The 23,315-nt window shown below is 60.8% G+C and carries 23 protein-coding genes and 3 pseudogenes; 11 read left to right on the plus strand and 15 right to left on the minus strand.

All coding sequences use genetic code 11. From position 1 onward, the window contains the following. Nucleotides 1–6: 6 nt before the first annotated feature. From I3253_RS16740 to I3253_RS16760, 5 genes are all read left to right on the plus strand, one after another. On the plus strand, nt 7–1,455 hold the full coding sequence (locus tag I3253_RS16740) for an aldehyde dehydrogenase family protein (RefSeq protein ID WP_197918964.1): 1,449 nt from the start codon (nt 7–9) through the stop codon (nt 1,453–1,455). Continuing rightward, the gene (locus I3253_RS16745; RefSeq protein ID WP_197918965.1) at nt 1,455–2,429 is read left to right on the plus strand and encodes a membrane dipeptidase; all 975 of its coding nucleotides are present in this window, start codon (nt 1,455–1,457) and stop codon (nt 2,427–2,429) included. The genes I3253_RS16740 and I3253_RS16745 overlap by 1 nt, the downstream gene beginning before the upstream one ends. 5 nt (nt 2,430–2,434) lie before the next feature. Continuing rightward, on the plus strand, nt 2,435–4,123 hold the full coding sequence (locus I3253_RS16750) for a hypothetical protein (RefSeq protein WP_197918966.1): 1,689 nt from the start codon (nt 2,435–2,437) through the stop codon (nt 4,121–4,123). Continuing rightward, the gene (locus tag I3253_RS16755; RefSeq protein ID WP_197918967.1) at nt 4,120–4,764 is read left to right on the plus strand and encodes a DUF3726 domain-containing protein; all 645 of its coding nucleotides are present in this window, start codon (nt 4,120–4,122) and stop codon (nt 4,762–4,764) included. Before I3253_RS16750 ends, I3253_RS16755 begins: the two co-directional genes overlap by 4 nt. Nucleotides 4,765–4,831: 67 nt before the next feature. Next, nucleotides 4,832–5,818 carry an Ldh family oxidoreductase gene (locus I3253_RS16760; RefSeq protein ID WP_197918968.1) on the plus strand — a complete coding sequence of 329 codons (987 nt, stop codon included), beginning with the start codon at nt 4,832–4,834 and terminating at the stop codon, nt 5,816–5,818. Nucleotides 5,819–6,236: 418 nt separating this feature from the next. Here I3253_RS16760 and I3253_RS16765 read toward each other — a convergent pair whose 3' ends face one another. The 5 genes from I3253_RS16765 to I3253_RS16785 all read right to left on the minus strand — a co-directional run bounded on the left by I3253_RS16765 (nt 6,237) and on the right by I3253_RS16785 (nt 10,668). Further along, on the minus strand, nt 6,237–7,040 hold the full coding sequence (locus I3253_RS16765; protein ID WP_197918969.1) for an N-acyl homoserine lactonase family protein: 804 nt from the start codon (nt 7,038–7,040) through the stop codon (nt 6,237–6,239). Further along, nucleotides 7,037–7,330 (minus strand): putative quinol monooxygenase, encoded by a 294-nt coding sequence (locus tag I3253_RS16770; protein ID WP_232237167.1) that lies wholly within the window; start codon nt 7,328–7,330, stop codon nt 7,037–7,039. Before I3253_RS16770 ends, I3253_RS16765 begins: the two co-directional genes overlap by 4 nt. After that, nucleotides 7,327–8,838 (minus strand): tripartite tricarboxylate transporter permease, encoded by a 1,512-nt coding sequence (locus tag I3253_RS16775; protein WP_197918970.1) that lies wholly within the window; start codon nt 8,836–8,838, stop codon nt 7,327–7,329. Before I3253_RS16775 ends, I3253_RS16770 begins: the two co-directional genes overlap by 4 nt. Before the next feature lies 1 nt (nt 8,839). Continuing rightward, the gene (locus I3253_RS16780; RefSeq protein ID WP_197918971.1) at nt 8,840–9,583 is read right to left on the minus strand and encodes a hypothetical protein; all 744 of its coding nucleotides are present in this window, start codon (nt 9,581–9,583) and stop codon (nt 8,840–8,842) included. A 77-nt stretch (nt 9,584–9,660) separates the two neighbouring features. Next, nucleotides 9,661–10,668 carry a Bug family tripartite tricarboxylate transporter substrate binding protein gene (locus I3253_RS16785; RefSeq protein WP_197918972.1) on the minus strand — a complete coding sequence of 336 codons (1,008 nt, stop codon included), beginning with the start codon at nt 10,666–10,668 and terminating at the stop codon, nt 9,661–9,663. 133 nt (nt 10,669–10,801) lie between these two features. Here I3253_RS16785 and I3253_RS16790 point away from each other — a divergent pair, with 133 nt between their 5' ends. From I3253_RS16790 to I3253_RS16800, 3 genes are read left to right on the plus strand one after another with little or no spacing between them, the layout of a single operon-like run. After that, nucleotides 10,802–11,893, plus strand: coding sequence for an isocitrate/isopropylmalate dehydrogenase family protein (locus I3253_RS16790; protein WP_197918973.1), 1,092 nt, complete (start codon nt 10,802–10,804; stop codon nt 11,891–11,893). Further along, a complete protein-coding gene (locus I3253_RS16795) occupies nt 11,890–12,930 on the plus strand; it encodes a Gfo/Idh/MocA family protein (protein WP_197918974.1) in 1,041 nt (346 codons plus the stop codon). The genes I3253_RS16790 and I3253_RS16795 overlap by 4 nt, the downstream gene beginning before the upstream one ends. Continuing rightward, nucleotides 12,927–13,595, plus strand: coding sequence for a GntR family transcriptional regulator (locus I3253_RS16800; RefSeq protein WP_197918975.1), 669 nt, complete (start codon nt 12,927–12,929; stop codon nt 13,593–13,595). Before I3253_RS16795 ends, I3253_RS16800 begins: the two co-directional genes overlap by 4 nt. 131 nt (nt 13,596–13,726) lie before the next feature. Here I3253_RS16800 and I3253_RS20745 read toward each other — a convergent pair. The 10 genes and pseudogenes from I3253_RS20745 to I3253_RS20505 all read right to left on the minus strand — a co-directional run. Then, nucleotides 13,727–13,891: pseudogene (locus I3253_RS20745) on the minus strand (integrase core domain-containing protein); the annotation flags it as partial. Next, nucleotides 13,851–14,274, minus strand: a pseudogene (locus tag I3253_RS20495) (transposase); the annotation flags it as partial. The pseudogenes I3253_RS20745 and I3253_RS20495, both read right to left, overlap by 41 nt. An 89-nt stretch (nt 14,275–14,363) precedes the next feature. Further along, nucleotides 14,364–14,483 (minus strand): annotated as a pseudogene (locus I3253_RS20500) (lytic transglycosylase domain-containing protein); the annotation flags it as partial. A gap of 22 nt (nt 14,484–14,505) precedes the next feature. Then, nucleotides 14,506–15,573 carry an isocitrate/isopropylmalate dehydrogenase family protein gene (locus I3253_RS16815; protein WP_197918978.1) on the minus strand — a complete coding sequence of 356 codons (1,068 nt, stop codon included), beginning with the start codon at nt 15,571–15,573 and terminating at the stop codon, nt 14,506–14,508. A 9-nt stretch (nt 15,574–15,582) separates the two neighbouring features. Further along, on the minus strand, nt 15,583–16,329 hold the full coding sequence (locus I3253_RS16820) for an SDR family NAD(P)-dependent oxidoreductase (protein ID WP_197918979.1): 747 nt from the start codon (nt 16,327–16,329) through the stop codon (nt 15,583–15,585). After that, complete coding sequence (locus I3253_RS16825; protein ID WP_197918980.1) at nt 16,326–17,231, minus strand: SMP-30/gluconolactonase/LRE family protein; 906 nt, start codon at nt 17,229–17,231, stop codon at nt 16,326–16,328. The genes I3253_RS16820 and I3253_RS16825 overlap by 4 nt, the downstream gene beginning before the upstream one ends. A gap of 39 nt (nt 17,232–17,270) precedes the next feature. Next, a complete protein-coding gene (locus tag I3253_RS16830) occupies nt 17,271–18,047 on the minus strand; it encodes an ABC transporter ATP-binding protein (protein ID WP_197918981.1) in 777 nt (258 codons plus the stop codon). Nucleotides 18,048–18,053: 6 nt separating this feature from the next. After that, a complete protein-coding gene (locus I3253_RS16835; RefSeq protein WP_197918982.1) occupies nt 18,054–19,091 on the minus strand; it encodes an ABC transporter substrate-binding protein in 1,038 nt (345 codons plus the stop codon). A 96-nt stretch (nt 19,092–19,187) separates the two neighbouring features. Further along, on the minus strand, nt 19,188–19,949 hold the full coding sequence (locus tag I3253_RS16840; RefSeq protein ID WP_197918983.1) for an ABC transporter permease: 762 nt from the start codon (nt 19,947–19,949) through the stop codon (nt 19,188–19,190). A 4-nt stretch (nt 19,950–19,953) separates the two neighbouring features. Continuing rightward, nucleotides 19,954–20,772 (minus strand): ABC transporter permease, encoded by an 819-nt coding sequence (locus I3253_RS20505; RefSeq protein WP_197918984.1) that lies wholly within the window; start codon nt 20,770–20,772, stop codon nt 19,954–19,956. Nucleotides 20,773–20,824: 52 nt separating this feature from the next. Here I3253_RS20505 and I3253_RS16850 point away from each other — a divergent pair, with 52 nt between their 5' ends. The 3 genes from I3253_RS16850 to I3253_RS16860 are packed head-to-tail and all read left to right on the plus strand — an operon-like array spanning nt 20,825 to nt 23,071. Next, a complete protein-coding gene (locus I3253_RS16850) occupies nt 20,825–21,631 on the plus strand; it encodes a GntR family transcriptional regulator (RefSeq protein ID WP_232272183.1) in 807 nt (268 codons plus the stop codon). Between the two features lie 11 nt (nt 21,632–21,642). Beyond that, the gene (locus I3253_RS16855; RefSeq protein WP_197918986.1) at nt 21,643–22,425 is read left to right on the plus strand and encodes a hydroxypyruvate isomerase family protein; all 783 of its coding nucleotides are present in this window, start codon (nt 21,643–21,645) and stop codon (nt 22,423–22,425) included. Continuing rightward, on the plus strand, nt 22,418–23,071 hold the full coding sequence (locus I3253_RS16860) for an aspartate/glutamate racemase family protein (protein WP_197918987.1): 654 nt from the start codon (nt 22,418–22,420) through the stop codon (nt 23,069–23,071). The genes I3253_RS16855 and I3253_RS16860 overlap by 8 nt, the downstream gene beginning before the upstream one ends. Nucleotides 23,072–23,315 lie beyond the last annotated feature (244 nt).

The raw sequence follows: 23,315 nt of genomic DNA on the forward strand, positions 1-23,315 counted from the left end.
GCCATCATGCCTGACCTTGGACGCAACCTGATCGCAGGAGAGTGGGCAGGCGGTGTTGCGGAGATCGAAAACCGCAACCCATCCGATTTGAACGACATGATCGGCATGTTTGCACAGGCCGGCGCCGATCAGGTGGATGCAACGCTGGACATGGCGCAGCGGGCGCAAAGGGCATGGGCCGGCTATGGGGTTGAACGCAAACAGACGGTTCTGATGGCGATCGGCACCGAACTCATGGCCCGCGCCGAAGAGCTGGGCACGCTTCTGAGCCGCGAAGAAGGCAAGCCGCTGGCCGAAGGCAAGGGCGAAGTGTACCGGGCCGGGCAGTTCTTTACCTACTACGCGGCAGAGTGCCTCCGCCAGTTGGGCGAGAATGCCGATTCCGTGCGTGACGGTGTGGAGATCGACATGCGCCGCGAACCGGTGGGAACGGTTGCGATCATATCGCCCTGGAACTTCCCCACCGCCACCGCGTCCTGGAAAATCGCGCCCGCGCTTTGCTATGGCAACGCGGTGGTCTGGAAGCCTGCCAATATCACACCCGCCTCTGCCGTGGCGCTGGCCGAGATTATCAACCGGCAGGATATTCCAAAAGGGTTGTTCAGCCTGGTGATGGGATCGGGCGGCGGCATCGGCCAGCATCTGGTGGAAAGCCCCAAGGTGAATGCGATCTCCTTTACCGGGTCTGTTCCGGTGGGCAAGGCCATTGCCGTGGCCGCCATCGCGAACCTGACAAAGGTGCAGATGGAGATGGGATCCAAGAATGCGCTGGCGGTGATGGAGGATTGCGATCTTGATCTGGCGGTCACGCTGGCGCTGGGCGGCGCTTTTGGCGGCTCTGGCCAGAAATGCACGGCGTCCTCGCGGCTTGTGGTCCACGAGGCGGTGCATGATGCGTTTGTCGAAAAACTGGTGGCCGGGGCGCGGTTGATGAAAGTGGGCCACGCGCTGGCGGAGGGGACCGAAATGGGGCCGGTCGTCAGCCAGCAGCAGCTGGACGAGAACCTGGCCTATGTCACGCTGGGCACGTCCGAAGGGGCCGAACTGGCCTGTGGCGGTGCGCGGCTGGAGATGCCGCACAAAGGGTATTACATGTCGCCGGGTGTTTTCGTGAACACCACGAATGACATGCGTATCAACCGTGAAGAAATGTTCGCCCCGCTGACCGGCGTCATCAGGGTTGGCAGCTATGACGAGGCCCTGAGCGTGGTGAACGACACCAGGTTTGGCCTGACCTCGGGCATCGTTACGCGCAGCCTGGCCCGCGCCACCCATTTCCGACGCAATGCACGCACCGGCGTTGTCACGGTGAACCTGCCGACAGCGGGCACGGATTACCACGTTCCGTTCGGCGGACGCGGCGAAAGCTCTTACGGACCGCGCGAACAGGGCCGGGCCGCGGCCGAGTTCTATACGACGGTCAAGACCGCCTATATCAGCGCGGGCCCGGTGTGATGCGCATAGATTGCCTGCAATATGCGAACTGGTCCGAAAAGATTTTCCGGCAATTGCGCGAAGGACAGGTGGACGCGATTCACGTCACGATTGCCTATCACGAGGGATTTCGCGAAACGGTCCTGAATTTCGAACGCTGGAACCGGTGGTTCGAACAATACCCGGATCTGATCATCAAAGGGCTTCGCGCAGATGATATCGACCTCGCCCGCCAAACCGGGCGGACGGCGGTGTTTTTCGGGTTCCAGAATCCCAGCCCGATGGAAGACGATATCGGATTGATCGAAATCCTGCACACGCTTGGCGCGCGGTTCATGCAGCTGACCTACAACAACCAGTCCCTGCTGGCGACAGGGTGCTACGAGGATTACGACAGCGGCCTGACCCGCATGGGCCGACAGGTGATCCGGGAAATGAACCGCGTCGGGCTGGTGGTGGATATGAGCCATTCCGGCGATCGGTCGACAATCGAGGCGGCTGAATTCTCCGACCGCCCCATTGCGATCACCCATGCCAACCCGCATGACTGGCACCCGGCATTGCGCAACAAGCGCGCGCCCGTGATCCGCGCGGTGACGGAGAATGGCGGGATGCTGGGGTTTTCGGTTTATCCTCACCATCTGAAGAACAAGTCAGACTGCGCGCTGACCGAATTCTGCGACATGATCGCCCGCGCCGCCGAAACCTATGGCGCGCGCCATCTTGGGATCGGCACCGACCTGTGCCAGGATCAGCCCGACAGTGTCGTGGAATGGATGCGCGTGGGCCGCTGGACCAAGGAGATCGACTATGGCGAGGGGTCGTCGGCAGCCCCCGGATTTCCGCCGATGCCACCGTGGTTTCAGGACAATCGGGACTTTGGCAATATCGAAGCCGGATTGCGCGCGACGGGGCTGAGCGATGACGAGGTTGCCGGCATCATGGGCGAGAACTGGTACCGGTTCTTTGCCGAAAACTTTGGACCCGAAGAGTAACACCGATGAAAACTTCCCCGCAAACCGTCCCCCCGTTGCGCCCGCCATCCCAGGTCATGCGGCTGTCGCGGCTGGGGTCCATGCATCAGTGCCGCCTGAGTTTCATGCGGGTGCTGACCCGGCGCATGGCCGCCGAAGGCTGGGCGTTTTCGCGCCCGGTCTTTGACATCGACGACAAGGGTGTCGGCCATGCTGTCTATGTCGCCACGGGGCCGGAGCGGGCCTATTCGCTTGTGGCCTTTGCGCATGATCTGCCGCCCGGGCAACGCTCGGACCGGGTGATTGCCACCGCATGGGATGCAACATTCACCCTGTTCGATGGCATCCCCACACAGGCCGACATCGACCGCCTGTCACAGAACATCCCCCTTCAGGAGGCGGGCCGCGTCAACGAGAAAAGCCTGAGCGTCAGCCGGGCCAACCGTTCCGTGCGCCTGTGGGAGCATGTTGTCGACACCCTGTCACAGGGCCGCCAGCCGGATCCCGGAATGATCGACGCTGTCGGTTATCTGATGCGCACCACCGCTGTTTATGGATCCGGCAAACTGGGGGCATCCGATTACGAGGCGGTCTCCGAGCGGCCCGAACTGCGGGTGCCGTTTCAGGCCGAAATGCTGTCGGTATACCTGACCCGCACCTTCGTGCGCGATCTGGTCAACCACATGGCGCGCGCGCGTGGCGGTAACATGGCCGTGGACATGGCCCCCGAAATCGCCCGGCGGCTTGGCATCGGCAATTCAACCGGGCTGGGCCTGGGGCCGTTCATCATCAATCACCCCCGGCTGTTCAACAACTGGATCATGGCACGCGAAACCGCGATTCAGCGCGTCCGCGCCATCGAGACCGCGACCGCCCGGCAGATCGCGGATTTCAATGACATCCTGCACCGCAGCCGCGCCCTGGTAGAGACCTGGCGGTCCCAACACCCGGTCCAGGTGGCCAGGCTGGCCCGGCTGCGCGCCGATCTTGATGTCTTGCAGGCGCATCTGGCGGGCGACGGGCTGAGTGCGGCTTTCCCCTGGGACCATCTGATACGCTGGAGCGAACCCGCGCTCAGCCAGGAGGGGCAGGAATTGCTGGCCTCGCTGATCCTGGAGCCTCATGCCGCGCTGGTGGACGATCTTGCCCAATCCATGGCCGATACCGATTTCGACGTGACCTTCATTGACGGCGCGATGCCGGTGTCCCGCGTGCGCGCGCTGATCGAGGCGCGCTTTGGCTGGGCGCTGGCGCTTGACTGGAGCGCGCGGGAAAACTGTGCACGCGCTTGGTATGTGTCCGAAGCCAAGCTGGAGCCACGGGTCGGCGAGCGTTTCGAAGAGCCGATCGCCCCCTACGAAACGCCTCTGGCACCTGCGCGCGATGCGGTCGCGGCCCATGTTGCCCTGCGTGACTGGGCGGATGGCAAGCCGGTTGCCGCTTTCCTGCTGCGCCACCCCGAACATCGCCAGTCCATCCGGCGCGCCCAGATCAGCGCCACGGCGCCCTATTGCGAAATCCAGGACAATACGATCGCCGCCGATATGTTTCCGGTAGATCTCTTGCGGGTCAAGCTTGCCTTTTTTGGTGCCACGCATTTTGACCCGCGCTCGGACCGGTGGGTGCGCATCTGCATGTTCGGCAATGCACCCTATCCCGAGGATTTGGCACCGGAGAATGCCGATTTCTGGGTCTATCCGGAGGTGCGGCCATGACATATGCCCTGACCGAGGTAGAAACCGCCGTCAGAAAAGCCGCCCGTGGCGCGGGATACCACTGGGGCATGGCGGATGACGCCGCCCGGGCCACGCGCTGGCTGTGCGCCGCCGGGCTGGACGGTGTTGGCGCTGTGGCCGCGTTGCTTTCCCGGGTGGACGGGCAGGACCGCGCAGCGCTGGCGCCCGCCACCCTTGGGGGCGACTGGCGGGGACTGTCCGGTGCGCTGTGTCCGATCGCGGCGGGCACCGCTTTGTCCGACAGTGCTCCGTTCTGGGCCGATGACGGAAAACGCATGGCCGGTGTCATCCTGCCCCTTCTGCTCCTGCCCTTCGCGGCCAGCGCCGCCCGCCGGCTTGGCACCCCTGTTTGCGTGGAATGGGACGGGGTGCGGGCCGTGACCAGCGGTCACAGCACCGGCCTTGTGAGCGATGATCGCGCGATGACAATGGCGACGGCGGGCGAGCTGCGCGTTCACATATCGGGCGCGGTGGAGCCCCCCTTGCCGACCAAGGCGCGCGCGGCGCCAAGCCAGGCCGATTGGGCGCTTCTCAACCGCTTCGCGCAGCGCACCTATGCCCCCGAAACCGAAGAATCACGCCTCAAGGGCGCCGGTGCCGGGCTGAGCGACAATGATTGAGGGCCGGGGTGCCGCAACGGCCATGAACCTGCCGCGCCCGCCCGCCCCACAGGAAGGATGAACCTTGATGCCGAACATATCGCTGGATGACATCGAAGATGCCGCTCGGGCGGCGCTGGAACGGCATGGCGCCCGGCCCTGGATTGCCGGGGAAGTTGCCGGCGCGATCCGCAAGGCCGAGGCGGTGGGGAATCGGATTTGCGGCCTCTACTATCTGGAAAGCTATTGCCGGCAGCTGCAAACCGGACGTGTCGACGGAACTGCCGAGCCGGTCGTGTCGCGCCCGCGCCCCGGCGCGGTTTTCGTTGATGCGAAGTTTGGCTTTGCCCAACCCGCTTTTGCGCGCGGCCTGCCCGAAGCGGTTGCCGCCGCGCGGGAAAACGGCGTGGCGAGCCTTGCCGTGGGCCACGCCCATACCTGCACGTCGCTTGGATATTTCACCGAACATATCGCGCGTCAGGGTCTGATCGGGCTTGGGCTGACCAACGCCTCTCCGATTGTTGCACCGCCGGGGGGCAGGTCGCGTGTGATCGGCACCAATCCGATCGCCTTTTCGGTCCCTGACGGAACCGGCGGAATTGCCATGCAGTTCGATCAGTCCACAACCACCGTCGCGCTGGGCAAGATTACCATGGCAAAGGCCGCCGGCGAACCCATTCCGGAAGGCTGGGCCCTGGACGCGCAAGGGTTCCCCACAACCGATCCCGCGGCGGCGCTTGGCGGTACCCTGGTCAGCGCCGGGGGCTACAAGGGCTGGGGGTTTGGCCTGATGGCCGAAGTGCTGGCCGCCGGTATGACAGGCAGTGTCGTCAGCCGTGACGTGCACCCGCTAAAGGCGCCGACAGGGCCGCCCCATGACCTGGGGCAATACTACCTGTTGATTGACCCGGGCGGCGCCACGGCGTTCCTTGACCGGCTCCAAAGCGTTGTCGATGCCGTAGCCCTGGACGAAGGAGGGCGCCTGCCCGGTCAGGGGAAGCGGGAACTGAACCCTGTCCAGATCGAACCGGCAGTGTGGGATCAGGTGTCGTGGCTGGCGGGGCGGGCACCGTGAACGGTTGCGCATGCGCGCCCGGATTGGCCATACCCAAAATCGGGGCGCGTGCGACCTCCTGGAAAATCGCCCCGGGCGCAACCGCCACCAATGGACCTTAGGGTCAGGACCCATTAATCCTGCGCCACTGGCGCCAAATCCACGAAATATCGGGGGTTTTGCGCGCGCCGGACATAGTGGCTCTATTTCCAAGCGTGCCAAGCCGCTGAGATGAAGTGGATTTGGCGTCCTACGGATTTGACGGATTTGCCGCCTGACGTCCTTTCAATGCCTTGAAATAGAACCACTATCCCTGCGGCATTGTACGTAGTCAGACAGCAAATCTGTTAAACCAGTGGCGCAGGATTAATGGGTCCTGACCCTAAGTAGCCCATCCGCCAGTTCATGTCTGGTGTCTCGCTGGAAAACAACGGACGCCTCATGACAACGGTAGAAATTTCCCCGTGAGACCCACGTCCAGGCGATGGATATGGTCGGCCATTGCGGTTGGGAAATGCCGGCGCACCAGCGGGTCATGGCCGGGTACAATCAGTTCGGGCGCCGAGGCGAGCCTCTCCAACCTGTCAAAGCCGTCGAGCATGTTTTGCAGGTCGACCACGATGGGAAAAGGTTTGCGGGCAAAGACGTTTTCGTAGAAATGCGCGGCATCCGAGGCCAGCACCAGCCAACCTGCCTGCGTACGCACCCGCACACATTGCAGCCCGCGGCTGTGTCCGCCGATACAGTGGACGGTCACGCCTTCCGCAACCTGTGCATCCCCGTCATGAAAGATCACCTGACCGGAGTAAAGCCGCTTGACCGTCTCGCAGACATGCCTGGCCGTGAAAGGCATCCGCAACGTGTCGTGGCACATGCACGGACCGGTGGCAAAGGCCATTTCCGCTGCCTGAAGGTGCAACGTTGCATTGGGGAAAAGATGAAGGCCACCAGCGTGATCGTAATGCAGATGCGTAACGATAATCGTCGTTACCTCTTCGGGCGCGATGCCAAAGGGGGCCAGGGCCGACACCGGATCAAGACGGATCGGGCGTGCCCGTCCGGTGGCCTCGGCCTTGTCATAACCGGTGTCCACAAGGATCACGTCACGCCCACGCCGCAAGAGCCACATGAAGTAGTCCATGGCGTGGGGTGCATCGTGGTTGTCATCAAATATGAAGCTGTCCGCCCGCGTCCGGGCGTTTCGGTCGGCGTATTTGATCGCGTAGACTTCCCAGTCATTCATGATGCGACCCTGTCGTAGCAACGTACGTTCTTGTCTTTTATCAGGGATGCCACCTGTAGGTCGAACGCCTTGAAATGGTCGCTCTCCAGATGAGCGTGAAAGGCCGAGGCGTCCGCATAAAGCTCGTACAGGAAAACTTCGTTCGCGCGGTCACCATCCGTGCACACGTCAAAACGGCGGCAACCCGGTTCCACTGCAAGCGATGTTCGTGCGTTTTCGGTCATGGCGGGCAGGAAATCCGCCATCTTGCCGTCCTGAATCTGAAATGTCACCACAACTGCGTACATCATGCCACCTTTCCGCGCAGGCGTCTGACCGCCCGCTTCATCATCGGCACCTGGCTGAGAACCAGCCCAAGATTCAATGTCAGCAGGATGGCAGCAACCGGGCGCGAGGCAAAGACTGCCAGATCGCCGCCGGAAATCAACAGCGACCGGCGGAAAGTCTCGTCGAACAACCCGCCCAGAATGACACCGATGACCAACGGCGCGATCGGGTATTTCAGCAGGTTCATGAAATAGGCCACGAATCCCACACCCAGCATCAGATAAAGATCGTTGATACCGCCGCCAACGCTGAACGAGCCGATTGTCGTCAACACCATGACGACCGGCAGAAAGATCATCTGGGGTATGCGCAGGATCCTGATGAAGATGCGCGCCGTGAACAACCCCATCACGAACATCGTCAACGACGCCAGGACCATGATTGCAACGACACGCAGGATGATCGCGGGATCGATCGTGGGGCCGGGAATGATGTTGTTGATCTTGAACGCCCCCATAAGCGCCGCCGCGGGCGGAGATCCCGGAATGCCCAGAACCAGCAATGGAATCAAGGCACCGCCGATACAGGCGTTATTCGCGGTTTCCGACGACAGCAGGCCTTCAATCGAGCCTTTTCCGAATTTGTCACCCTCCTTGCTCACGGTCTTTCCCACGCCATAGCTGACCCATCCGGCGACATCTTCGCCGACGCCGGGCAGAGCGCCGACACCCGTCCCGATCACGCCGGATCGCGTGATTGTCGGCAGATACCGCCGGATTGCCGCCAGGTTGGGAAGGATACGCCCCTTGAGCTGAACCATCTGGCCAATCTCCATATGGCGCATTCCTTCGATGATCTGCGGCACGGCGAAGGCGCCCATCAGAACCGGAACGACCTGAAAGCCGCTGAGCATATAGGACCAGCCAAACGTATAGCGTGGCTCGCTCAGAAGGGGGTCAAGCCCGACCATGGCCATTGCCAGCCCGATCAACCCCGCGATCCAGCCCTTGATCACAAGATCTTCGGACATCAGCGTTCCCGAAAGAAGGATCCCGAAAAGCGCAAGCAAGGCCTTTTCCGGGCTGGCAATGTTCTGTGACAGAAGCAGAAGGAGCCAGACGAAGATCAACAGCGCAAAGGTGCCGATCAGGGTGCCGATGAAGCTGGCCGTGGTGGTCAGGCCAAGCGCCTCGCCGCCACGCCCGGCCTTGGCCAGGGGGTAGCCATCCATCGCCGTGGCCGCACTTGCGGCCGTGCCTGGAATGTTCAGCAGGATCGACGGGTAGGAACCGCCGTAAATCGCGCCAACATAGGCCCCCAACAAGGCTATCAACGAGTAGTCCAGCGGGATCTTGTTGCCGAAGAACCCGGTCAGGATTGTCACCGCCAGCGTCGCCGTAAGGCCCGGCAAGGCGCCAAAGGTGATTCCCAGGAACACGGACACGATCAGATACGCATAGGTCAGCGGATCAAGTGCAAGCGAGGCAAAGGCCGCGCCGAACCCGGAAAGTTGTGTGAAAACGAATTCCAATTCAGGACCTCCAGAGCGGACGGATTGTTACGTAGTAGTGATATTCGATTTGCTTGAAGAGCAGCCCTCCCCGGTTCGGCACGTTCTGCCGGAACCCAAAGGCCATGGCACATACCAGCAGCACGGGGGCAAGGACGGCGATGACCGGGACCGTTTTCAAAACCCGGTCAGCGCGCGCGCGTGTCAACATCCAGATCGTCAGGCCCACCCAGGCGCCAAGCGTAACCCAGTCGTCGTCATGGGCCCCCCATTCTGACTGTGGAAGATGCGCAATCATGGCATACCCGCCGGACAGGGCTATTGCGCCGGCCGCGAGGATCATGCGCCCCCGCAGGCCCTTGTGGAAGCCAAAGGTCAGCGCGGTGATCAACAATCCGCTGCTCAGAATGAAATCGACACGCGGCACCAGACCGGCGACGTAGAAGAACAGGATCACACCGATGGTGAGAAACCGCAGGGCTTCGTCCGCGTTCCAGCCGACCCCGATCGCAGACAGGGCGCGCCGTGCGCCACCAGCCCGGATCGAAATGCCCAGCATGACGATCGACAGGACAAGCAGAGCCGAGAAAAGGCCCAATGGGACAATAGCGGCCGAATTGTACCAGGATGCAGAGCTGACACCGGCCCGGTTCCCGCCCCAAAGCGGAATATCGAAGGTCCGCCACAAGAAGAATACTGATACCGCTGTCAAGACAAGCGCGCCCCAGAAATCACGCGCCCGCAGAATGTCCGTTTCGTCGTCCATGTCCCGAAAGTTCCCTGGAATAAAAGCAAGTCCGGGCACGGGGTTGAACCCGCGCCCGGACAGATTTCAGCCCACAATCAAGGGCGCTCGATCCCGAGGCTTGCCGGATCCACCGTTGTGGCGCCAAGCTCTTGCAACGTATAGGCAAAGTTGCTTTCCAGCTTGGTAAAGATCGCTTGAGCTTCCGCGCCATAGGCCCCGCTGACAGTGTAGTTGTTGGCTGCCGCCCATTGGGCAACCACATCCGAGGCGATGGCCTTTTCGAACGCGGCGCCAAGCGCGGCTTTCACGTCGTCGGAGGCGCTGTCGTGGACGGCAAAACCGATGGCCTGTGTCAGCGGCAGGTATTTGTCGAGCCCGTCATAGATGTCAAATGCGGACGGAACGGTCATACCGGCGATGTCGGCGCTGTCGGGTGTCAGCATTGCCAGCGGTTTCAACTGTCCGCCTTCGATCAAGGGGGCCTGTTCCGCCAGAGATGTCACGACCAGTTGGACCTCGCCCGCGATGGCGGCTTCCTGACCGGGAGCCGAGCCCTTGTAGGGAACAAAGAGGAACTCTGCGCCTGTGCCGTTCTGAATGGCCAGAAGGTTCAGGTGGTGGATAGATCCGGCGCCGGATGCCGCGGCCGGAATGGACCCGGGTGCTGCCTTGGCGGCGTCAACCAGCTCTTGCAGGGTGTTGTAGGGACTGTTGGCCGGTACCGAGATCAGCAGGGGCGAGCCGCCGACAATGAACGGATACCAATAGTCGAATTTCTGGTCCCACCCACCCTGTACTGCGGCTGTGACGTTGGACTCGGACAGGCCGACCAGAGTGTACCCGTCGTCGGGCTGGTTCATGACATAGACCATGCCGTTCGACCCGGCCACACCGCCGGTCTGGTTGATCACATTGATGGATACGGGCAGATGTTTTTCCATTTCCGCCATGATCATGCGGTTGATGGTGTCGGTGCCGCCGCCCGCACCCCAGACAACCGCCGTCGTAATGTCGCGGAACGGGTATTCCTGCGCGATGGCGGAACTCCCCAGTCCGGTCGCAAGTGCGGCAATCGCCGCCAGTTTTCCAAGATTGAGTTTCATTTGGATGGTCCTCCCATAGGTTAACATTCTCTATTGTATTTCTTTGCGTATGCATTAAATAATCAATTGTCAACTTTTCGATTGGACAAGTCGAAAAATTGGCGCACATCTGTCGAAGGAAGAGGCCTACATAATGAACCAGACTTTCAGCATCGCCGTGTTCCACGGAGACGGAATTGGCCCTGAAATCATGGCCCCGACGCTCGCGATCCTTGAGCGCATGGCCGAGGCCTCGGGCGGCTATGACCTTGTATTCCAGGATGCGCCCGCAGGGGCGGCGCATTACGCCAGAACCGGCGAATCCCTGCCTGAAAGGTCGATTCAGATTGCACGCTCTTCGGATGCGATTTTGTTGTCTGCCATGGGTCTGCCGGATGTCCGCTATGACGACGGCACCGAAATCTCGCCGCAGATTGAACTGCGCAAGGTGCTCACGCTTTTCGCGGGTATCCGGCCTGTCACTGTCAGGAAGGGGCAAAAGACTCCCCTCAATATGCCTGCGGATCGGGAAATCGACTTTGTCCTGGTGCGGGAAAGCACCGAAGGCCTGTTTTTCACACAAGGACGCGGCGAAGTTACCCGGGATGAGGCACGTGAAACCCTGTTGATCACGCGGGATATTTCGGAAAAACTCTTCCGTTTTGCGTTTGATCTTGCAAAGACACGCAAGGCGGCCGGACGAGGGCCGGGGCGCGTGACATGCGTTGACAAGGCGAATGTATTCCGTGCCTTCGCGTTCTTCCGGGAAATGTTCGATGCCGAAGCCGCAAAGCATTCCGATCTGATAGCAGACCATGCCTATGTCGATGCGACGGCCCTCTGGATGATCCAGAAGCCCTGGGATTTCGACGTGCTTGTAACGGAGAACATGTTCGGCGATATCCTGTCCGATCTTGGCGCGGGACTCATGGGTGGGCTTGGGCTGGCGCCGTCTGCCGATATCGGCCTTGAACATGCGGTGTTTCAACCCTGCCACGGCTCTGCGCCTGATATCGCAGGCAAGGGGCTTGCCAACCCTTTCGCCATGATCCTGTCCGCGGCCATGATGCTGGAATGGCTGGGGGTCAAACATGACAATTCCGCACTGAGCAAGGATGGCACCCGTCTGCGTGAAGCCGTCGAGGACGTTGTTGCCAGCGGCGCATTGCTGACGCGGGATCTTGGCGGTACGGCAGGGACCGAGGCCGCAGCAAGTGCCGTGCTCGACGCGCTGTTTGTCGCATGATCGGCAAAAGTCATCTGAAAGTCGCGTGCGTGGGGGCCGGCTATTTCAGCCAGTTCCACTATGGAAGTTGGGCAAGAATGGCGCGCGCCCGCCTTGTTGGTTCATGCAACCGGGATCTGGAGAAGGCCAGGGCGACCGGTCTGCCGGCCTATTCAGACCTGACCATGATGCTGATGGAGCAAAACCCGGATCTTCTGGACATCATCCTGCCCCCGGAGGCTCACGCTCAGGCAATCCGTTCCGCGCTGGCGGCAGGGATCAAGTGGATCATTTGCCAAAAACCCTTCTGCGTTGATCTTGCAGAAGCGCGGCAGATCACGACCGAGGCCGAGACCGTGGGCGCGACGATCGTTGTCCACGAGAATTTTCGCTTTCAGCCATGGTATCGCGCCATCAAGCTGGCACTCGACAACCGCGAGATCGGTCAGCTGCATCAGGTGACTTTCCGCCTGCGTCCGGGAGACGGCCAGGGCCCCGAGGCATATCTGGCGCGTCAGCCCTATTTTCAGAAGATGGAACGGTTTCTCGTGCATGAAACCGCTGTTCACTGGGTCGATACGTTTCGCTATCTGTTGGGCAATCCGGTCTCGGTCTACGCGGATCTGCGCCGCCTCAACCCGGTGATTGCCGGAGAAGATGCCGGCTACATCCTATTTGAGCACCCAGGTGGTGTGCGGTCGCTGTTTGACGGCAACCGGCACCTGGATCACAGCGCTGACAATCTGCGCCGCACCATGGGAGAGGCGCTTGTCGAAGGAACCGAAGGAACCATCGAGTTGCGCGGCGATGGCGCGGTAACGCTCCGGCGCTTTGGGCGCGCGGACACCAGGCTCCTGTTGGCGGCAGACACCTGGGATGGATTTGGCGGTGATTGCGTTCACGCCCTTCAATCCCACGTGGTTTCGGGTATTCTTGACGGGACGCCACTGGAAAACCGCGCGCAAAGCTACCTTGTCGTGGAAGCCATCGAAGAAGCGATCTATGCTTCGGCAGCGACCGGACGCAGACAGGCTTTGCAGGAGACCGCCCCAGAATGACGGACAGACCCCTTTCAAGCTCTCAACGCGCAATCAACGAGCTGCGCGCCAAGATCTTTTCGGGGGAACTGGCGGCCGGATCGGACCATCTGGAATCTGAGCTGGCTGATTTGCTTGCGATGTCCCGTACGCCGGTTCGAGAAGCTGTCCTGACACTTGAAAGCCAGGGGCTACTGGAAATGCGCCCGCGCAAGGGGGTGCGTATCCTGCCCCTGTCGCCTGAAGATATGGGCGAAATCTACGATGTCCTGACCGAATTGGAAAGCCACGCGGCCGAGCGCGCCGCTCTGGTGGGTTATGACGCCGGCAGCCTGTCAATGCTGGTCAAGGCGATTGACGACATGGATACCGCCATCGCCGTTTCTGACCTGGACGCATGGGCCGAGGCCGATGATCGGTTTCACACGGAACTGGTCCGTCTGGGCGGGAACAGCCGGGTCGTTTCCATTGTCAACATGATGAGTGATCAGGTGCGGCGCGCTCGGACAACCACTCTTTTCATGCGCCCCTTGCCCACGAAATCAAACCAGGATCACCGAGATGTCTATCAGGCGATCCGGGACGGGGACGCCAAGGCCGCACGGAAATCTCATCGCCTGCATCGGCAACATGCCAAGGCGATCCTGGTTGATTTGCTGGCCAAACACCGGCTTCGCTTCCTGTAGGCCACGCCGGCCTTAGGTGCCCCTGGATACTGACCTGAGCCCTTGAATCTCTCCAGTTATGTGCAGAGTCTGACCTGCCCTGCACTGCTCCCCAGGCTTGGACCGCCGGAAGCTGGATTTTTCCGGCTCTTTCACGATGACGGGCTGGTGACGCCATCGGGATAATGCATTGCAATCGGGACGTTGTATCCGATCGCGCTGTGGGGGCTGTTCTCGTTGTAGTGCCTTCGCCAATTCTCCAGCTTTTCGCGGGCATCGCCGGGACTTGTAGTGGTAGGTGGACGTGTCAAAGCAGATGGCCCCGTCGCCAGTGGTCGTTCGGACCAGTGGCGCAACCACCGGCAACCCTTCCGGATCGACACGCCCCAGTCGACGTACATCCCGGTGGCGATATCGCGCAAACGGCCAGGCTTCAGAGCTTCCGGCGAATGACGTCCTGCAACATCTCACGATCCAGCGTCAGGTCGGCCACGATCTTCTTAAGTCGCGTGTTCTCGTCTTCAAACGCCTTCGACCGGAGCAACTCGTCCGGCAGAAACCCGCCGTACCTTTTCTTCCAGTTGAAATAGGTCGCCTGGCTGATCCCTGCCTTCCGGCAGATCTCCGCCACCGGCGTTCCTTGCTCGCCTTGCTTGACGGTGAAGGCCTTCTGCGCCTCCGTGAACTTCAATGCTTTCATGCGATTCCGCTCCTTTCCCAGCCAGGGAAATCTAGCGGAAAACTCCAACTTCAAACGGTCCAGTTTTCAGGGGGCAGAGCAGGCAGCCTATTGGCGCGATAGAGGGTTAGCCAGTCTCGGACGGAAAGATCCGCTCGGCGCAGCCCGGGATGACCGGCGTATCGGAGATCGGTGGCCTCGATGTCCGTAAGAACATCGGCGCGAGGGAGCCCCAAGCAGGATCGGCATGGGCTAGCTTGCCTTGCGTAGCGCGGCCACAAGGGCGGCCCCCACATCTTCTGTGCCTGCCGTTCCCCCCAGATCGCGGGTCCGCAGCGCGGGATCGGCAAGAACCGCATCCACCGACGCCGCCATGCAACTTGCCGCCTCGGTAAAGGCCGGGTTGGCATGTTCGCGGCCCAGCCAATCGACCAACAGGATCGTCGATTGCACCAGCCCCAACGGGTTGGCGACGCCCTTGCCCGCGATATCAGGTGCAGACCCGTGCCCCGCATTGGCCGCAGCGCGACTGTCGCCTGCGTTCAGCGATGCGGCCAGGCCCAGACTGCCCGACAAGGCAACGGCGAGGTTGGAGAGGATGTCGCCAAACATGTTCGAGATCAGGATGATCCCGAATTTTTCCGGACTGGTGTAAATATCGGCGGCCATCGCGTCGATATCGACTTCGGTCAGGGCCACTTTGGGGTAATCCAGTGCGACGTTGCGCACTTCTTCCATGAACAGCCCGTCAGAGACCTGTAGCACATGGCGTTTGCCGACAACGGTGACGGGGCGGTTTTGCTTGGCGGCCATTTCGAACGCGACCCGCGCGATGCGGTGCGACGCCTGACGCGTGATCTTGCGCACCGACAAGGCCACGTCCTCGGTGGGCATGAACTCTCCGATCCCCTTGAACATGTTGCGGTCCGAGTAAAAGCCTTCGGTGTTTTCACGCACGATGACAACGTCCAGCCCTTCCCGCGCGCCGGGGATGCCGGGGCGGGTGCGGGCCGGACGGATATTGGCGTATAGGTCCAGCTTTTTGCGGATGGTTCCCGGCACGTTCAGCCAACCGGCCTCGCCTTCGGGATAGGCCGTCATTCCGGCAGGCCCCAGGACGACACCGTCAGCGGAATTGGCCGCACTCAGAACTTCGTCCGGCACGGTACACCCCTGCGACTGATAGGCGGCAACGCCGACGGACCGCTGTTCGAATTGCAGATCTAGACCGAACTGATCGCTGGCGGCGCGCAGCAATTTTGTGGCGACGGCTGTGATCTCCGGGCCGATGTCATCGCCGGGAAGCACCAGAATATCCATGAAATGTCCTCAGATTGTGTTGGTCAGGCCGGACGAGGTAAAGCCGCCATCGACGGCAAGCACCTGTCCGGTGATGTAAGAAGCTTCGGGCGACGCAAAGTAGCGGACGGCGGAAACGATTTCCGGCGCCTCGGCATAGCGACCGACCGGCAAGCGGCTGGCCCATGTGGCACGGCGCGCGTCCGAATGATTGGCGATGGAATGCGGCGTTTCGACCGGTCCAGGGGCAACCGCGTTGACGGTGATGCCGCGCGCCGCCAGCTCGACCGACAGCACGCGGGTCAAAGCGTTCACGCCGCCCTTGGACGCGGCATAGGCGGCGCGCCCGTAGCTGCCCCTTACCGCCGAGTGCGACGACAGGTTGATGATCCGCCCCGAAGCGCCTGTCATACGCGGCAAAGCGGCCTGAACCACATTGACGACACCCAGCAGATTGACGCCCAGCACGGCGGACCAGTCCTCTGGGGTTGTGTCCTCGAACGGGCGGGCGCGCACAATTGCGGCGTTGTTGATGACGGTGCTGATCGGCGCGTCCACCTGCTCCAACGCCGCGCGCACTTCTTGCGGTGCCGCGACATCGGCCACCGCCGATTTGAAACACGTCCCCAATTCTGCGGCGGTCTGGCCAAGCTGATCTGCGTCACGGTCCAGCCCCAGCACGTTGAAACCGTCCTTCACAAAACTTTCGGCAATGGCGCGTCCGATGCCGGCCGCCGCCCCTGTCACAAGAACCCATTCCAGCGCGTTTTCCGTCATCCGGCCACTCCGGGAATATCTTTGCGCGCGACGGTGTAGATCCCGCCTTGCGAGGACTCGATAATGAACAACGTCTCGCCATCCGGTCCACCGAAACAAGCCGAGGTCACGTCAAGGCCTTCGGGCACGTTGATCCGCCCGACAGGGACGCCCAGTTCGTTGAACACCCAGACAACCCCCAGACCGCTGTGGCAGACATAGAGATTGCCCTGGTCATCCGTGGTCAGGCCGTCAGGCCCAGTGTGTCCGCCGGACAGATGCAGGAAGATATTGACCTTGGTGGTCGACCCATCGGCGTGCAGCGGCAAGCGCCAGACCTGATTTGCACGGGTCACAGACACATAGAGCGTCCGCCCGCACGGGCTGAGTGCCATGCCGTTGGGACTGGGAATTGTGTCGAGCATCAGATCGACCCTCCCATCCGTCCGCAATGCAAACACGCGGCCCGTCGGATCATGCATACCCGTTTGGCCCTGATCGGTGAAGTAGAGTGTGCCATCGGGGCCAAAAAGCAGATCGTTCAGCCCTTTGAACCCCTCCCGGCGCAACCGCGACAACCTTGGTGTGACAGTGCCGGATCGCGGATCAAGGGTCATCAGGCCATTGCGGTGGTCGGTGATCCAGATTGTGCCGTCCTCGGCCAGCGCCAGCCCGTTAGGCTCGCCATCATAGGCGGCGATCTGGCTGAATGCGCCGTCGCTTGAGACTCTGAATATCCGCCCGAATGGAATATCCGCGACAACCAGACTGCCATCCCGATCTATGATCGGACCTTCCAGAAAGGATCCCAGATCGGGGTCGCGCTTGCCAAACAGCCAATCGGATTTGGACCCGTGGTTATGGTAGCATTCCGGCAGTTCCGTTGCCTTGACCGCGGTGATTTCCGGGGGCGGTGCAAACATGTCAAATTCCCCGGACGGTGTTGAAAAACTGGTGTGGCATCAGACCTTTATCCCTTCTTTCAGGATCGACCAAATCTCTTGCCGCATTTCAAGAAACTCGGGACGGGACTTGATGTCTTCCGTCCGCGGGCGTTCAAAGGGCACGTCAATGATCCGGTCGACCCGCGCAGGACGCGGGGTGATCACGGCGATCCGGTCAGCAAGATAGATCGCTTCTTCGATCGAGTGGGTCACGAACAGAACCGTTTTCTTTTCCTTCTGCCAGATATCCAGCAACTCGTTTTGCAGGATGTCGCGCGTCTGCACATCCAGCGCCCCGAACGGTTCGTCCATCAAAAGAATTTCCGGCTTGATGGCCAGCGCGCGGGCAAATCCGGCACGTTGCTGCATGCCGCCGGACAGTTCGTGCGGATAGCTGTGTTCGAACCCGGTCAGACCGACAAGATCGATGTAATGCTTGGCGATTCCGGTGCGTTCGGACTTGGGAACACCGTTGGTTTCCAGCCCGAACTCGACGTTGGCCTGGGTGGTGCGCCAGGGGAAAAGGTCAAAGCTCTGGAACACCATGCCCCGACCTTCGCCCCCGACCTTGTTCGAGATATCCCGCCCATCCATCAGGATAGAGCCGCTGTCGGCGGGGATCAGCCCGTCGATCAACCGCAACAGAGTGGACTTGCCACAACCGGACGGGCCGATCACGGCGAGAAACTCAAGGTCGCGGATATCAAGACTGAAATCCTGAACCACCTCGATCGGGTTCGCTTTCCCCCTGCCAAAACTTTTGTGCAGGTTGTTGAGGGAGAGTTTCGTCGCCATGTTCGTTTATCCCAGTTCTGCCAGCACTTCGTCGATCAAAGATGTATCGACGACTTTGTTGAGATCGACGGAGCCTTTGATAGCTCCAGCGGCTTCGTAGACCGGAAGCAGCTGTTCATAGACGCCCATCCGGTGATTCATGTCGTTCGGCCAGGTGCCGATATCGACCCCCAGTGCCTGACGCACAACTTCGATCTCTTCGTCGCTGGCTGTCTGCATGCTCTCCTTGGTGCCGTATTTGCGATACATGTCGGCATACCAGCCGGCATCGGCATTGGCCTTGCGGAACGCCATCGTGGTGGCCGTCAGCAGCGCTTTGGCCCGCGCACGGTTCTCGGGAACTTCAAGCCAGTTGCCCGACACGATCCAAACTTCGCCAAGGAACGCCTCGTAAACCTTTGCAGGTTCGATCAGTACCTTGAAGTTGCCTTGTGTGGCCAGTTCTGCGGCCTGATCAAAGTGTAGCGGAACGCCATCCACTTTGCCTGCCAGCAAGGCGCGGAACCGGTTGCCCGAGCCGCCCATCTTGATGACATTGACCTTGTCCATGTCGACGCCGGCCTGCGTTGCCGGACCGACAACCATAACGTGGGTGAAATCACCCTTGGAATTGACGGCGATCGTGACATCGTCTTTTTCCAGATCTTTCAGCGTGTCGACCTTGTCACCATTGACGACAAATACCAGCGAGGTGTGCATGAATGCGTTGCCAATGATCTTGAGGTCGGCCCCGGCCTCGACAGCGCGCAGGGTCGAAATGGCATCCCCCGCCCCCACTTCGGTCTGACCCGACAGGATCGACTGGGTGATGGTTTGCAGTTTTGGGACACGCTCCCATGCGGCTGCGGGCTCTCCCAGTTCGGGCAGGATTTCGTTGATTGCCGCCATATAGGGGACGTGAACGCCCAGTGTGTTCCCCGGCACGTTGATCTTGAGCGCGGCATGATCTGCGGCAAAGGCGCGGGTCATTCCAAACGGTTGCGACAATAGTCCGGCGCCTGCGCCAGCGGCGAGCGACTTGAGAACTGTTCTGCGATTCAGCATTGGTTCCTCCCTTGGATTTGCTGTCTTCAATCCGGTTTCCCGGGTGGTGCCTTCCGTTTCATCCCATGTCGGAAAGTCTTTTGTTGCGGCGGGTCATTATCCCGCCGACATTTTCGAGTCGTACCAGGGGGCCAGTTGCCGCCCGATCCAGCCAAGCCCCATGTTCGCGCCGACACTGACGAACATCAGCGTGACGAGATAGGAAATCAGCGGCGCGGTAGACAGGTCCTGACCGGTCTGGAAAATCAGTCCGCCATAGCCCACAAGCACAAACATCTCGGCCATAACCATAGCGCGGGTCGCATGCACCAGGCCCAGGCGGGCACCGGTGATCAGGTAGGGGAACAACGCGGGCAGGATGACCTTGCGATAGGTTTCAACCGGTCCCGTCGAATATGAGCGGGCCACGTCGATAATCTTGGGGTCAATGCCACGCGCGCCGTGATAGGCGGTCAGCGTCACATAGCCAAAGGACGACACAAAGACGATGGCAACACGGAATTCGAACCCTGTTCCGAACATCAGGATAAAGATCGGGGCAAGTGCCGCCGCCGAGGTGACAACCACCATACTGACCCAAGGATGCACCAGCGCGTCCACCAGCCGGATACGCCCCATCAGCGCGCCCATCGGCATGCCAATGGCACAGGCCAGCCCGAAACCCACAAACATCTGACGCAACGATCCGACCAGTTCGCGCAGCATGTCTCCGGCAAACAGCAGGCGGATATATTCGAAAACGACGATCGACGGAGCAGCGAGAAGGTTTTCGCCGGCGATGCGGCCCCCGACCTCCCACAGCAGCAGGAACATGACGATGCCGGTGACGTTCAGAAAAAGGATGTGTGACTTGGTCATCGGATCAATCCCTCACGTGCCATGGCAAAAGCTTTGCCTCGGACCATTTGACCAGCTCCTGAACCAAGAGCCCGAACAGCGACAGCAGGAAAACCACCGACAGCATCGCGGCGCTGTCGAACACGGCGGACGCGTCCTCCATGTATTCTCCAAGATTGACGGCAGCGAAGAACAACTCGGCCGTGATCATGCCGTTGATGGCGCGAATCGAGCCGATCCGCAGCGCTGTCATCAGGAACGGATAGCTTGCCGGCATCAGCACGCCGAAGAACATGATCCGCCGATTGGCGCCGAACGAGCGTGCCGCCTGAATCACCCGAGGTTCGATATTACGGGCACCAGCAGTCACGGTGATCAGGATGTCAAAGAAACACATCACAAACACCAGCGCGACGCGGGCCTCGTAGAAGATGCCGAACCACAGGATCAAAAAGGGCACAAAGGCCACGGAAGGCACTGCGAACAGGGCTGTCATCACCGGATTGCACATGTGGAACACAGTCTCGTTCCGGCCCATCAACATGCCCAGTGGCACCGCCACAAGCAGCGCAAGAACAAGGCCCAGCAGCATGTGTCGCACCGAGTTCAGAAAGCGCGCGGGCAGATCGCCCTCGGCCATTGCACCAACCAAATGCTCTGCCACCGCGAAAGGTGACGCAAAGATGACCCCCGGCAGCTGTGTCGAGATCGAATGCCACAACAACAGGCCAGCACAAACCGACAGCAGGTACAGCAACCAGCTACTTGAAAAAATGTCCCGCATCCTCATGCGGGCGATGTCGCCGCTGCGCTCTAACGCAGCCGCCCCGGACGTATGTGACACGTCGTCTCCTCCCTATGACCCTTTCCCGCGGCATCTTGCATTGGACATGCCTTTGCGGTATAAAAGGACTATCCAATTTCTAAAGGACAGTCCTTTTGCTGTCAACGCCAAAATCGAGAGAATGACAACCGTGGATTCCGTGCCGATTTACCAACTTATTCAGGACCATTTCCAAGGCGAGATCGCATCCGGTGCTTTGCCACCCGGCAGTAAGCTGCCCACAGAGAAAGAGATCGCACGGCAGTTCAGCACCAGCCGCGCAACGGTGCAGAACGCCATGTCGCGGCTTGTATATGCAGGCCAGATCGAAAAGCGCGTCGGCAGCGGCACCTTTGTCGCGGAAACTGCCCGCTCGGCGACAATGGAGGTGGTCGGCGTCAAGTCGTTCGAAGAAGACGTGTCAACGCGCGGCGAAAAGGTCCAGTACCGTCTGATCAACCTCAACCGCGATCCCGCCAATGCAAACGAAGCCGACGCGCTTGAAATTGACGAGGGCACGCCCGTCCTGCGATTCGAGCGTTTGCGGCTTGTTGGCGGCAGCGTCATCGGTCTGGAGCGCCGGACATTTACCCAAGGTGTGCTCAGCGATATCTCGCTTGATGCGCTGGATCGCTACTCGACCCACCATCTGGTCGAGCAGCACATCCCCGATCAGGTCGGGCGGATGGAAGCCTCGATCCGTGCCGTCGTGGCCGATGATGCGATGGCGGCCAAACTGGACGTCGCCTCCGGCGCGCCGTTGTTGCGACGCAGCCACCGCATGTTTTCGCAAAAAGGCCGGCCGATCCTTTTGGGCGAGGCGTTCTATTGCGAGCCGTTCGCCTTCCGCTACACGGCCCATTCTCCCAAAGACATCTGAAAGGCCGCGCAATGCCCGAATTCTGCGCCCATCTCGGGTATCTGTTTACCGACGTGCCACTGGCCGCCCGGTTTGACCGCGCGGCAAAGGCTGGCTTTGACTGGGTGGAGCATCCGGCACCTTATGGCTTTGGCGTGGATGCCTTCGCAACCGCATGCAGGACACATGGGCTGTCCGTGGCGCAGGTCGCCGCCCCTTCAGGAGACGCGGCCCTGGGCGAAAAAGGGTTCACCTGCCTTGAGGGGCGCGACAACGACTTTGCCGACAGCGTGCAAACCGGTATCTCCGCCGCTAGAACGACCGGCGCCAGATTCCTGCACATCATGCCAGGCGTGATTGACCCCGACACAGACGACGAAAGGGCACGCCTGCGTGACCTCTATTCAGAACGGCTTGCCAGTGCCGCGGATGATTGCGCGGCGGCAGGTGTGAACATTCTGATCGAGCCGATCGACAACGCCACGGTGGCCGGTTTCTATATGAACGATCCACGCTTTGCGCGTGACGTACTGCACCAGATCAGCCGACCGAATGCCTTTATGCTGCTCGATACCTTTCACGCCTACAACCGTGGTCTGGATCCGGTGGCGTTCTGGCAGGAAACCCACGAGATGATTGGTCATATCCAGATCGCCGACGCCCCCGGACGCCACGAGCCCGGCACTGGCGAAATCGACTATGCAGCGTTCTTCGACGCGGTCGACGGGTCCGCCTATGTCGGTGTGATCGGTCTGGAATACAAGCCCGCAGGCGACACACTGGCGGGTCTGGACTGGAGGCTGCGTTATGCCTGACGCACCACGCATTGCATTGATCCATGCCACCCCTGTGGCGATGGCGCCCATCCACGCGGCGATGGCAGAGGGATGGCCAGAGGCCCGCCCGTTCGACCTGTTGGAAAGCGCCCTGTCACAGGACGCCCAGAATTCGGACACAGGCCCGAAGGAGTTCGATGACAGGTTTCTGTACCTGTCCCGCTATGCGCGCGAAGTAGGCGCAGAGGGCATCCTGTTCACCTGTTCGGCCTTCGGCCCGTCTCTGGACAACGCGGCGCGGGCACTGGCCCCGCTGCCGATGCTCAAACCAAATGAAGCCATGTTCGAAGCGGCACTCGGGATGGGAAAGAACATCGCCATGGTTGCCACGTTTGAACCGGCGGTCGCGGAAATGGAGGCAGAGTTCCGCCAGATGTCGGGCCACGCTGCCCAATTGACCACGGTTGTCGCAAGAGGCGCCATTGATGCATTGCGGGCAGGAGACGGCGAAACCCATGACCAGCTGGTGTGCGAAGTCGCAGCTGGACTTTCCGGATTTGATGCCATCATGCTGGCCCATTTCTCGACCGCGCGGGCCAAAGCGAAGGTCAAGGCACTCACTATCACTCCTATCCTGTCGAGCCCGTCAAGTGCAGTGGACAAGCTGCGCGCCATGTGTCGCTAGCTAGTCAGGTACCGCAGGTAACCGCCATCGCTCAAGGCCACAAACAAACTAACATCAAAGACCTGCTGCCCTGGAACCACGTAAAAACCGTGTGACCGGCGCATCGCTTACTCTGGCGGACGGGAGATTTGGTGAGCAAGTGGTGAGCAAGAAAGTAAGCGGTGTTTTGAAGTGGTCCCGGAAATCCGGACAGTTAGCTAAGGTGTATCCCGAACTTTTTGGAGGGATACGAGATGGCGAAACG

Source organism: Thiosulfatihalobacter marinus (assembly GCF_016019955.1).
In the GTDB taxonomy this organism is placed as follows: domain Bacteria; phylum Pseudomonadota; class Alphaproteobacteria; order Rhodobacterales; family Rhodobacteraceae; genus Shimia; species Shimia marinus_A.

Bases quoted from the DNA above. Each gene is read 5' to 3' on its own strand.
- I3253_RS16770 (WP_232237167.1), bottom strand. From the start codon at position 7,330: ATGATGTACGCAGTTGTGGTGACATTTCAGATTCAGGACGGCAAGATG.
- I3253_RS16800 (WP_197918975.1), top strand. From the start codon at position 12,927: ATGACGGACAGACCCCTTTCAAGCTCTCAACGCGCAATCAACGAGCTG.
- I3253_RS16840 (WP_197918983.1), bottom strand. From the start codon at position 19,949: ATGACCAAGTCACACATCCTTTTTCTGAACGTCACCGGCATCGTCATG.
- I3253_RS16755 (WP_197918967.1), top strand. From the start codon at position 4,120: ATGACATATGCCCTGACCGAGGTAGAAACCGCCGTCAGAAAAGCCGCC.
- I3253_RS16835 (WP_197918982.1), bottom strand. From the start codon at position 19,091: ATGCTGAATCGCAGAACAGTTCTCAAGTCGCTCGCCGCTGGCGCAGGC.
- I3253_RS16815 (WP_197918978.1), bottom strand. From the start codon at position 15,573: ATGGATATTCTGGTGCTTCCCGGCGATGACATCGGCCCGGAGATCACA.
- I3253_RS16750 (WP_197918966.1), top strand. From the start codon at position 2,435: ATGAAAACTTCCCCGCAAACCGTCCCCCCGTTGCGCCCGCCATCCCAG.
- I3253_RS16855 (WP_197918986.1), top strand. From the start codon at position 21,643: ATGCCCGAATTCTGCGCCCATCTCGGGTATCTGTTTACCGACGTGCCA.
- I3253_RS16860 (WP_197918987.1), top strand. From the start codon at position 22,418: ATGCCTGACGCACCACGCATTGCATTGATCCATGCCACCCCTGTGGCG.
- I3253_RS16820 (WP_197918979.1), bottom strand. From the start codon at position 16,329: ATGACGGAAAACGCGCTGGAATGGGTTCTTGTGACAGGGGCGGCGGCC.
- I3253_RS16830 (WP_197918981.1), bottom strand. From the start codon at position 18,047: ATGGCGACGAAACTCTCCCTCAACAACCTGCACAAAAGTTTTGGCAGG.
- I3253_RS16795 (WP_197918974.1), top strand. From the start codon at position 11,890: ATGATCGGCAAAAGTCATCTGAAAGTCGCGTGCGTGGGGGCCGGCTAT.
- I3253_RS16760 (WP_197918968.1), top strand. From the start codon at position 4,832: ATGCCGAACATATCGCTGGATGACATCGAAGATGCCGCTCGGGCGGCG.
- I3253_RS16785 (WP_197918972.1), bottom strand. From the start codon at position 10,668: ATGAAACTCAATCTTGGAAAACTGGCGGCGATTGCCGCACTTGCGACC.
- I3253_RS16740 (WP_197918964.1), top strand. From the start codon at position 7: ATGCCTGACCTTGGACGCAACCTGATCGCAGGAGAGTGGGCAGGCGGT.
- I3253_RS16765 (WP_197918969.1), bottom strand. From the start codon at position 7,040: ATGAATGACTGGGAAGTCTACGCGATCAAATACGCCGACCGAAACGCC.
- I3253_RS16745 (WP_197918965.1), top strand. From the start codon at position 1,455: ATGCGCATAGATTGCCTGCAATATGCGAACTGGTCCGAAAAGATTTTC.
- I3253_RS16780 (WP_197918971.1), bottom strand. From the start codon at position 9,583: ATGGACGACGAAACGGACATTCTGCGGGCGCGTGATTTCTGGGGCGCG.
- I3253_RS16825 (WP_197918980.1), bottom strand. From the start codon at position 17,231: ATGTTTGCACCGCCCCCGGAAATCACCGCGGTCAAGGCAACGGAACTG.
- I3253_RS16790 (WP_197918973.1), top strand. From the start codon at position 10,802: ATGAACCAGACTTTCAGCATCGCCGTGTTCCACGGAGACGGAATTGGC.